Below are 4,153 nucleotides of genomic sequence, written 5' to 3' on the forward strand. Positions count from 1 at the left end.
TCTTGAGGTTAATGGAGCAGGTCAGCAGACAGGTAGAAATGTTTATGGTACTAACCTGCTAATGAGACAGGCAGACGGATTAAACCTCTATTACATGTATAATGGTCATGCAGATGTAACTGCTTTATTGGATCAAAATGGAGTAGTAAGAGCTACATATTACTATGATGCATTTGGTAATATAATGGATGAACAATACTTTACTGCAAGTGGAAGTACTACATCAACACCAATAAATAATAGTATTATGTACGCTGGTTATCAGTATGACAAGGAAACAGAGCTGTATTACCTTAATGCTAGAATGTATGACCCAGCAATAGCAAGGTTTTTACAGGAAGACACATATAGAGGTGACCCAAATGATCCGCTAAGTTTGAATTTATATGCGTATACTGCCAATAATCCTATAACTTACTATGACCCAACAGAGCATTCACCAGTATATAGTAGTTATACACCAAGAGTTCGTTATCCTTTAACAAATGAGTATTATACTGCTGAGGAACTTTCTAGGTACTTGAATTGGAAAAACAGTCCTCTTACACTTGAAGATAAACTAGATAAAATTAGTGAAGAAGTAGATGATTTAATATCAGAATATAATCAAACAGCAGAAGAATTATATAATTTAGAATCAAGATATAATCGTATAGAAGAAAACTTAGGTGATATTAGAAATACACTTGAAGTAATAGAAGATGGATTGCTTGAAATACATGAAGATGTTAATAAAATAATTCCAGTAAATTATTTTACAACAGTAAATTATAATATTATAGTTGATGATTTTCAATATTATACCAGTGATACAAATTTAATGCAATCCAACATACAATTTAATCCTGATGCTTTTAGTCAGCCTGGAAGCATAATGAGTATTAATTCAGGATTAATTCAAATTGGTGCTGATACTGGAAGAATCTACATTCCACGAGCTATTGAAAGTACAGTAAAACCTAATAATATTGGAAAAGGTACATGGAACAGATATGTAAGTTTAGAATCTAAAACAGCAGTTTCTAAATTTACTAAAGTCTCAAGGGTAGCAAGATATGCAGGATGGGTTTCGGTTGGTGTAGATGCAGGATTTGGTGTTTACGAAAATATTCAAGAAGGTGCACCAACTAAAAGAATAGTTTCAGATGCCGCTGTTGACGTTGGATATGGTGCAGGAGGATTGCTAACTTCAATAGGTACAGGAGCTTTATTGGGTACATTTGGAGTTCCTGTTATAGGCACAGTTATTGGTGGTGCTGCTGCTGGTATAGTATATGTAGTTGGAACTGAAGTATTGGAGCCCGGCGGAAAGTCAATAAAAAATAGGACAAAAGATGAGTTATACGATAGAATAAAGTAGTTTGCTTTGTTAAGCAATTTTAAATTTTCTTCATAATTGCTTAACAAAATTTAAAAGTAATGAAAGGAAAATAACTAATGAATTTTGAAGAAAATATAAAAAGTTATGTTAAATTTGATTCAAACATTCCTAAGAAAAAAGGACTATTAAGTTTTATATGGCTAATCCTAATTATTTGCATTCCCACTGGGATTTTTGGTGCTTATGCAAGCATTACTAAAAATATAATTTTACCTTTACTTACTATAATAGTATTATGGGCGATATATTTGTTAATTAATACTGAACAAAAAAATCAATTTATTTTATTTTTAGGAGTCAGTAGTATTTTTATTTCTATATCACTTTTAATTGCAACATATAAAATAGTTACTATAGAAACAGAAATATTATTAAGTCATATATTGATAATAATGATTATCTATGTACTGTTAAATATTACAAACACATTAAATACTTTAAGATTGATTAAAAATGGTTACTTTAATGTTCGTAAAAAGTCGAAAAACCATTTAAGTATTATATTTGGAGCAGGATTATTTGGTTTAGTAGTTGGAAGAATACTATTTACTGATTTAACACAAGATACGGCTGTAGTAGTAATTGCTATTATCTTTATATTTTTAGCTTTCTTATTTTCAACTGGTACACATAATTTATTAAAATATTTTTTCATAAAAAAATATAAAATAGAATTGTAAGTTGCAATAATTCAATCTGGCTAAAATATAAGTAAGCTATTTGACGCTTACCTGCTTCTAGAGAAATAAGGATTTTACCTTAACAAAAAGGGGGTATGGTATTTGAGTTTGCTTAACAAATACACCATAATAGGAACTGTTATAATTATTATAACTACATTTTTGGCATTTGTATTAATATTAGATAATGATCAAAAAAAAGAATCTCCTATGACAAAAAAAATATTATTGATTTATTTGAAGAAAATTTTGAGAAGTTTGATTCGGTACAAAAATTTATATTATCAGGAACAGGAGAAGCATACTTCTATTCTTATAAAAACTTAAAAACAGGAGATTTATTATTTGAGAATAATGCAAAGGAAGTTAAAATAATGGATGATAATATAATCAAAAACTTAATATTTATTATTGAAGACCTTAGGTTTGAAAAAATTTCTGAACGAGAAACTAATATAGCATTTATAAAGGACTTTCAAAATAAAGGTTTTGAACAAGGAATAATGTATTTAAAAGAAGATAGTCACCCTGTGAATTTACCTAAAGTTGAAAAAATAAAGTACAATTGGTATTACTATGAAACTCGCTCAATTGTCGGTTTATAATCTTGTTGTAAGTTGCAAGTGTGTCCTGAAAAAGTGGTTTAAAATGAAAGGGGAAAATAAAAGCTTGTAAGTTTCAAAAATTCAATCCGGCTAAAATACGCACTAATATTTAACAAATGAAGTAAGTGTTGTATACAATTTTATGCTTTTAATACAATATTAACTTAATCAAAAATAGTCCATGTACCAAATAAGCCTGCTACAATAATACCAGAAGAACCATCTCCATATACAAATAACACACAAAATGGTAGGGTAGTTACTACAAGTGATGTAGTAGAAGCTAGAGCTAAAGCGGGAATGTTTACAACAGCAGTAGCTGGGTTAAAAAAAGCTGGTAATGCACTTATCTGCTATGGCAATAAAGTTGGTAATGCAGCTTATTCGCGTATATTTATTATTTTACCACCTAGCACAGAACACTATTTTCGTGAACAGTATGATTATTATAATCAAGGTTAGTGAAAAAGGCATAATAAGGGAAACATAATAACAGTCACATTTTTTGAGTTGAATTTTTTTAGAAAGCTTAATTACACTAAAAAGTATAAAGTTATAAAATGTAAAATAATGAGGTGTATTTAATGAAAAAGATAAATTTAAGTAGAATTAGTATATATGGGTCCATATCCACATATGACTCTTTTGCTGGAAAAGGGCAAGTTATAATTGATGTGATAGAAGAATTTGCCGATAAAATAGCAAAACCTTTAAATAAAAAATTAATATATAATTGTAAGGGCAAAGGTATGCAACACAAAGAGTATAAATTCGATAGCTCAGATTGGGCAGGCACAAAGCTACTGCTATTAAATAACGGGGTTGACAAAATTCACATGATACATATAGACGAAGCTATTAATGAGGCAATTGGAAATAATCCAGACTCTGAACTTGGTCAAATGTCTCCTGAATTTATAGTTCTTAATTTTATTACGGAACCTCAAAAGCTAAATCAAGCATCATTGATAGAGTTTTCAGTAACTACATTTCTTTATGATGGATACATACCGGAATATGTAAAAAATGCTTTTATAAACATAATTACATATTTGAATAATAGAATTAAAAGTTCTGGGGGATTTATTACGGTTGATAGTATGCCTGTATATGAAGCATTTAGTGCTCATGAAAGATATATTGCATTAAATTATTTATTTGCTTCAAAACAATTTAATAGATATTTCAGAGGATACTTCTGGGGAAACTTCTTAAGTGCTACACATGTTGAATTGCTTGGAGGAATACAATTCGTTGAAAAAAATGCTCCAGTGTATTTAGTAAAAAACCTTAGTGATGGAGGAGCATTTTTACAATTGACAGAAAATATAAACAATGTGTCTGATAATGACTTAAGAAAATTAAAAAAGTTTTTTTTGCCGATATTACCAAAAGCTCGTTTGCGTCTATCTCCATCAGAAGCTACATTTAGAAGGATAATAATTGATGATGATGACGAAGAAAACTTTTTGCCAATTAAAAAAACA

The 4,153-nt window shown here is 29.3% G+C and carries 6 protein-coding genes; all 6 read left to right on the forward strand.

All coding sequences use genetic code 11. From position 1 onward, the window contains the following. Positions 1 to 1,360: RHS repeat-associated core domain-containing protein (locus tag RBH29_RS17135; protein WP_306698226.1), on the forward strand; the 1,360-nt coding region annotated here is incomplete at its 5' end. A gap of 77 nt (positions 1,361 to 1,437) precedes the next feature. Then, entirely contained in the window at positions 1,438 to 2,061 is a 624-nt protein-coding gene (locus tag RBH29_RS17140) for a hypothetical protein (protein WP_306698227.1), read from the forward strand. A 102-nt stretch (positions 2,062 to 2,163) separates the two neighbouring features. After that, positions 2,164 to 2,388 (forward strand): hypothetical protein, encoded by a 225-nt coding sequence (locus RBH29_RS17145; RefSeq protein WP_306698228.1) that lies wholly within the window; start codon positions 2,164 to 2,166, stop codon positions 2,386 to 2,388. Positions 2,389 to 2,435: 47 nt separating this feature from the next. Beyond that, the gene (locus tag RBH29_RS17150; protein ID WP_306698229.1) at positions 2,436 to 2,666 is read left to right on the forward strand and encodes a hypothetical protein; all 231 of its coding nucleotides are present in this window, start codon (positions 2,436 to 2,438) and stop codon (positions 2,664 to 2,666) included. Between the two features lie 300 nt (positions 2,667 to 2,966). Then, entirely contained in the window at positions 2,967 to 3,128 is a 162-nt protein-coding gene (locus tag RBH29_RS17155) for a hypothetical protein (protein WP_306698230.1), read from the forward strand. A 122-nt stretch (positions 3,129 to 3,250) separates the two neighbouring features. Further along, positions 3,251 to 4,153 (forward strand): hypothetical protein (locus RBH29_RS17160; RefSeq protein ID WP_306698231.1); only part of this gene is annotated, 903 nt, incomplete at its 3' end.

The sequence above is a fragment of the Herbivorax alkaliphila genome (genome assembly GCF_030848475.1).
GTDB lineage: Bacteria > Bacillota > Clostridia > Acetivibrionales > Acetivibrionaceae > Herbivorax.